Annotated in this window: 4 protein-coding genes and 1 pseudogene; 2 read left to right on the forward strand and 3 right to left on the reverse strand. The window is 36.0% G+C overall.

Annotated elements, in window-relative coordinates:
• Positions 1 to 179: 179 nt before the first annotated feature.
• Positions 180 to 428: a hypothetical protein gene (locus tag ACEWB7_RS16770; RefSeq protein WP_180012451.1), complete on the forward strand. Its 249-nt coding sequence runs from the start codon at positions 180 to 182 to the stop codon at positions 426 to 428.
• Between the two features lie 1,052 nt (positions 429 to 1,480).
• On the opposite strand, the gene ACEWB7_RS16775 is transcribed toward ACEWB7_RS16770, so the two are convergent.
• The 3 genes and pseudogenes from ACEWB7_RS16775 to ACEWB7_RS16785 all read right to left on the reverse strand — a co-directional run.
• Positions 1,481 to 1,822, reverse strand: a complete 342-nt coding sequence (locus ACEWB7_RS16775; protein WP_411580980.1) for a helix-turn-helix domain-containing protein — start codon at positions 1,820 to 1,822, stop codon at positions 1,481 to 1,483.
• Between the two features lie 158 nt (positions 1,823 to 1,980).
• The gene (locus ACEWB7_RS16780; RefSeq protein WP_253170938.1) at positions 1,981 to 3,258 is read right to left on the reverse strand and encodes an McrC family protein; all 1,278 of its coding nucleotides are present in this window, start codon (positions 3,256 to 3,258) and stop codon (positions 1,981 to 1,983) included.
• 12 nt (positions 3,259 to 3,270) lie between these two features.
• Positions 3,271 to 3,936: pseudogene (locus tag ACEWB7_RS16785) on the reverse strand (McrB family protein); the annotation flags it as partial.
• A gap of 841 nt (positions 3,937 to 4,777) precedes the next feature.
• Between ACEWB7_RS16785 and ACEWB7_RS16790 the strand changes: the two are divergent.
• On the forward strand, positions 4,778 to 6,220 hold the full coding sequence (locus ACEWB7_RS16790; RefSeq protein WP_411580981.1) for an alpha/beta hydrolase: 1,443 nt from the start codon (positions 4,778 to 4,780) through the stop codon (positions 6,218 to 6,220).
• Positions 6,221 to 6,588: the final 368 nt, after the last annotated feature.

Consider the following 6,588-nt stretch of genomic DNA (forward strand, 5'->3'; position numbering starts at 1 on the left):
TCTTGACTCAAGCATTAATGCAGTACGATCTTCAAAGTTAAGATGATGGTATGACAATTTTATATACTCCATAAACCCTTTAAATTAATTAGGTGGTTTATGTCGCACTTCAAGTTTTACTCTGCCATGCTTTTAAGCGGGTTAATATAAATTACCTTATAAAAATAGGAATTAATAATATGATTAATCCTTCTTTAATACTCTCTCAACAGGCCAAAGATTTAGGTAAACAACTAATTAAGGAGCTCAACATTCAACCAGGGATTGGTATTAGTGATTACTTAGGTGTTAGCAGAAGATATCACAATATGGATGCCATTTTTGTGTGGATTCAAAACAACATTGATGAAGGTAATTTCAATTATGATATTAATAAAATTAAAAGAAATTTTAAGTTGTTAATGCCTGAATCTTTATCTGGGTTTTAATATTACCAATCTGATTTAGAATTGGTTTCCTTAGTTTTAATTTTATTATTGCCTGAGGCGCTTTCCCTTATCTTTCCCAGCAACTTTGGGGGTTGAATAGAGATAAGGGTGGCCAAGGCAAAAATGAATCATTTTAATTCAGCATTTCCAAAGCTCGGAAATAGCAATTAGGTCATGGCCAGTCAAATATCACATCTCTACTTTTAAAACAGTCCTTTGCGAAACCCATGCTCGGTCGGCAACTTTTACTGTGTTATATCCCTATTCAACCGGCACGTTCAAAGCGCTGACCAAGTACTTCGGCAAGATAAGATGGATGGTATTGGAAAAAATCTTTCTCACCCAAAACAAATACCTAAAGTATAATTCTTTTACAGTGAATATAATCAATAACTTATAGTCATTAAAGTAGAAATCAAAACGGTAATACCAAGGTTAATTCGACTCCACAATTGGAAAAAATCTTTCTCACCCAAAACAAATACCTAAAGTAGAATTCTTTTACAGTAAATAGAATCAATAACCTATAGTCATTAAAGTAGAAATCAAAACGGTAATACCAAGGTTAATTCGACTCCACAATTGGAAAAAATCTTTCTCAACCAAAACAAAATATCTAAAGTAGAATTCTTTTACAGTAAATAGAATCAACAACTTATAGTTATTAAAGTAGAAATCAAAACGGTAATACCAAGGTTAATTCGACTCCACAATTGGAAAAAATCTTTCTCACCCAAAACAAATACCTAAAGTAGAATTCTTTTACAGTAAATAAAATCAACAACTTATAGCTATTAAAGTAGAAATAAAAACAGTAATACCAGAGCTAATTCACCACCACAATTGGAAAAAATCTTTCTCACCCAAAACAAAATATCTAAAGTAGAATTCTTTTACAGTAAATAGAATCAACAACTTATAGTTATTAAAGTAGAAATAAAAACAGTAATACCAGAGCTAATTCACCACCACAATTAGAAAAAATCTTTCTCAGTCTTGTATTTATATCTTAGTTTTCAGTATTCGAGCCCTGATTCTTTATGGAATCAATACTACCAATCTAAAGATTGATGACTTTCATTCTTAGATTTTTCGCTCTTACCTGATGCACGTTGACGTATTTTACTACGTAGCTTCAAAAGTTGGATTGGTGATAAAGGAGGCTCAGGTAGAAACGAATCGAGCTCATCAAGCATTTCCAAAGCCCGTAAAATGGCAATCAGATCAGCTAGCCGTACATCTCCTTTCTCCGCTTTTAGCACAGTCTTTTTTGAAACCCAAGCTCTGTCTGCAACTTCTACTTGTGTCATGTCTCGATTCAACCGTGCTCGTTTTAAACGCTGACCAAGTACTTCGGCAATGTAAGCTGGATTATCACTATGATGAAATTTCATTTAAGGTTTAAAGCATTAATAAGCTACCTTAAAGATATGCCATTTACCTTTATTCACCAAATATCTATGAAGTTCCCATTAAGTACTTAAATCTGCACTCAACAAGCAATTTTGGGAGGTTAAGTACAAAATCTTGCACTTAACAATACAAACTACATTCAAGAAATTTTAAAATTATTCGGTTCATCAAGGTTAAAAGGCACCACTCTCAGCCTTGCACCTTTGGTTTTCCTAAACTCAAAATCATCTAATGGTTGAGTGAATTTATCAGCTCGATATGGGTAAACCAAGATCACTTCACTTTCATGATCCAAGTAGTAATGACTATAAGCAAACATCTGCTGAATATCACTGTCCTTTAAGCCATAACGTCCACCACGATCATTTTGATCAATCAGCTTCCACTTGGTATCCATTACAATACTTTTAGCCTTAGATCGCTCTATAAAAATATCTGGCTTGAGTTTGAATATCTTGCTCTTTTGTTGTTCACAGATATGCTCGGTAGCATGCTGTGTACTCACCTTACAATCAGGTAAATTACGGCGCAGATGATAAGCCACGTAGTATTCAAAAAGCTTTTCCATTGGAAACAATAAGCTCATACCACGCCATTCACCCTTTGTGGACACAGGCATATACTCACCAAGAATAAGTTCAGTCCATGGCTGAATCTCTGCATAGAGCGCAAGCAAGCGCCCTGACTGCCATTGTCTAAAGTCTTGCTGTATCTTTTGACTACGCGGAATTTCATTCGTCATCAAACGTAGTTCTTGAGCAAGCTTCCAATTACTCGCATCTTTGGTCTTTTTACAGACCACTTCTAATGCTGTACGAATCAGACGATTCTCAGGACGATTGATTTCATAGACATCATGCTCAATTGGAAAAATATGCTTCTTGGTGGGTGGTTGTCGCATGTATTTCACATGCTGTAATTGCCCACGTAAAAACTTTTGTGCCTCTTGTATTCGGTTATAGTCAAAACGTAAACCACGCTGAACCAAACGTTCAAATGAGGATAGAAACTGAGAAATAATCCACTCATGTAATGGTTGCCTGAATCGATTTAGATTAGCGGCACCCGTCTCTCTAAAAGGTAAGTGCAAGGATACACTGAGCATTTTCTGAAGCAGTTTACGTTCCTGCTGAATTATCTCCTGATCATCCACGCCGTTCAGCTCAATATGCTTGGGAAGAATTTCAATACGAGTACCACACGGTGTTTCAATAACACCTACGTATTGATCAAGCTTCAACTTCCTGCGACCTGCCAGCTCGAAAACTTTTGTACCATGCCTGGAAAATGATGCTGACAGTTCACATAGATGCTCAAATGCAGATTGAGTGATATAGGCATGATCCAGATTTGATTCAGGACAACCTTCATAAGCAGCACTGATGAAGGCATATTCTCGAACGATAAAATCAGGCATAAATCTCTCCGATTAATGCTTGATAATCATGGCAAAACTTTCAATTGAATCAAATGCAGATTCTACTAGCTCCCACGTTTGCTGCTCCTCAATAAAACTATCAGATTCGGCATTAACGTTCGGAAACAAGGTCGAACGCACTATTGCTTTTGGTTGAAGCATGCCATTTGCGTTGAGCACCATATTGATCCTCGACCAATCATCAAAGAAGTATTCTTGCAGTTGTGGAATGATTTTTTGTTTAAAAATCGATGTTAAATGCTCTAACGTTGGCTGTTTCTTTAGACTCATAAAGTTAGCATGGCCAATACAATGATCACGATCCAAAAGAACTTCTATTCGCTGATTGATCACATTTAACAATCTTCCAATATTCACTCCATCTACGAACACTTCATTTAAAAGTTCCGGTTTTGGTGGCATTTCAATAAAGGTAAAACGACGGCGCAAGGCAATATCGAGATCAGTTAGCGAACGGTCTGATGAGTTCATTGTGCCAATAATGTAGACATTATCTGGGACAGAAAACTCTTTTTTGGAATAAGGTAGTATTACTGACAATGCTTCATCTGCATCTTGTCGTTTAGAATCTTCAATGAGCGTAATTAATTCACCAAAGATACGAGAGATATTGCCACGGTTGATTTCATCGATAATCAAAACATAAGGATCTTGCTTAGCGTCCTTACCTTTATCCAATAAGTAGCCTGCCTTATTTAATTCCTGCAATAGATCAGTCCATGTAAAACGCCATAATCGATACATTGTTTTTAGAGTTAAGCCCACGCCACCATTCAAAGAACGGATATTGAATGTAATATCTTTAAGAATCCAATTTACATTACGGCAATGCAAATAATCCTCTCTGACAGCCTCGGGATGATTCTCATCAAAAAAATAATCATCTGTGACTACGGCCACTCCACATATTTCATTTGTACTCTTTAAACATAAAACAACATCCCCAATTTCAACACCGCTTACAAACTGCTCCAATGTATGGTGGTCTGTAGAACTGAATTGTTTGTAGCCTTCACTATATTTGGTTTTCTCATCTAGCAAATTACCAGTTTGCCCCCAACCTACACGCATTTGTCCATGTTCAAAGCAGTATTGACGTGTTGATAAATCACCCATTGAGAGCTTCCATACAACAGCATTTGGTCTCACACCTAAATCTTGCATTACTTTCTTATTTTCTTTTGCACGCTCACACACAATCTTGAATACACCAGGCTCTACATTATAGTTAAGCTTACCCTGATCATCTGTCTCGGCACGGATACCTTCTACAAAATCTTCATAGCTGAAGCAAAGTAGTGGTATGTTTATTCTCAATAAATTTAAAATATATATTAATAATTATACTTTTTAAAGAAACTGGGGAGGAATATGATTATTCAAAAATTACTTAATAATTTAGGATAATATTATTTAACTATTGATTAAAAAAATAAATTCAACAAAAGATCAACACTATATAAATTTAATAATGAACATCCATAAAGGAAATAATAATATGAAAATGAGAAATATTATACTTGTATCGATATCATTATTTTTAGGAGCATGTTCTTTAACGCCATTACAGAACAAAGCAAAAACACCGAAAACAATGGCCAGCAAAAATGAATTAAAACAGCATCTCATTTATATTGATAAGAACGGTGATTTAATTGACCCCTATACTAAAAAGGTAATTAAAAACGAAGATGATTATGTAAATGAGATTTTAAAAACCTTTGAAAATTCTTCAACGAATAAACTCACAATCTTTATTCATGGTGGCCTGAATACCTACCAGAATGCGACAAAAAAAGCCAACCAGATTCTCAAATACTATGATCAGGACAAAGACAGTTACATCCTGGTGATCGGATGGCAAGCTGGCCCTTTTACCAATTATCTTGATCATCTGTTCTTTGTCCGTGGAGGGGAAAGACGAAAAATTGTTGGGCCGTTAACTTCGCCTTTCATCCTAGTTGATGATGTAGCTCGTAGTGTAGCGAATGCCCCTAGAGCTACTATAGATGCTGGCATGACTCAATTCACTCTACCGATTCGTAGACAAACAGGTGAAGAAAAAGCTTATGGCGATGCTTTAGATCGCCTTTTCGCAGCCAAAGAATTCAATGTGAATGCTTCTGGTCACGTTAGAGGACTAACTTACAAAGACATTGTGGGTTACGCCAATCCAGTCAAGTTTGGCACTGCGCCATTTGTAGACGGTTTTGGTCGGGGAACGTGGAATTCACTTTCACGCCGGACAGAGCTTTTAATTTCTAAAGATTCGGCATTTGCTAAAAATGAAAATTCAAAAACAGCATTACATAAATTCCTAGATCAGGTAGACAGTTCACCTTCAACACCGGAAATCACGCTGATTGGGCATAGTATGGGAACTATGGTGGCAAATAATATCCTGATCAGGAAGCCAACCCTGAACTATAAGAATATTGTTTATATGGCTGCTGCGGCATCACTTAAAGATGTTGAAAGTAATGTTGTTCCATTCCTAAAACAGGATAAAAATCTACACTTTTATGGATTATCACTAAACCCGTACCGTGAAATAGCAGAATCCAATGTATATGATACAGTACCACGGGGTAGTTTACTGATCTGGATTGATACATATCTCACCTCTGTTAAATCATTTACAGAAAAGACCTCGGGTAACTTTTTCAATATGATACGGGCAGCAGAAACGATTTTTCCATCTTCCGTGAGAAACCAAGTTCATTTAACAATGTTTGGGTTTAGATCAAAAACAGATAAAAATGAAAAATACGGCCCTCAAATTCACGGTGAATTTGATGAATATAAGTTTTGGGATGCAAATTTCTGGATAGCTGATCAGGAATGTGGATTGTATTTCATGGACGAAGAAATAAAGGATACAGCCTTAAAAGAGAAGTGCAGACAAAAGGATGTAAATGAGAAAAATCGTAAAACGTTCTAAAAACAATAAGGAGGGCTCCCCTCCTTATAACTAATTTAATGGTTGCTCTGCTTTTATACCTATGAAAGATCTTCCTGTAAATTTAATTAACTTACTTACATTGACCACCTAAAGGTCTTATGAACTTTTACATATGTATTTATTGAGACAAACTTACTTTCTATCACTTCTATTCAACTATCAACTTCTATGATTTATTCCCATGTGAGTATTGTCACCTTCATCTAACTTCTGGTAACTGTGGTAACTGTGGTAACTGTGGTAACTGTGGTAACTGTGGTAACTGTGGTAACTGTGGTAACTGTGGTAACTGTGGTAACTGTGGTAACTGTGGTAACTGTGGTAACTGTGGTAACTGTGGTAACTGT

Source organism: Acinetobacter sp. NIOH-H-8 (assembly GCF_046635365.1).
Taxonomy (GTDB): domain Bacteria; phylum Pseudomonadota; class Gammaproteobacteria; order Pseudomonadales; family Moraxellaceae; genus Acinetobacter.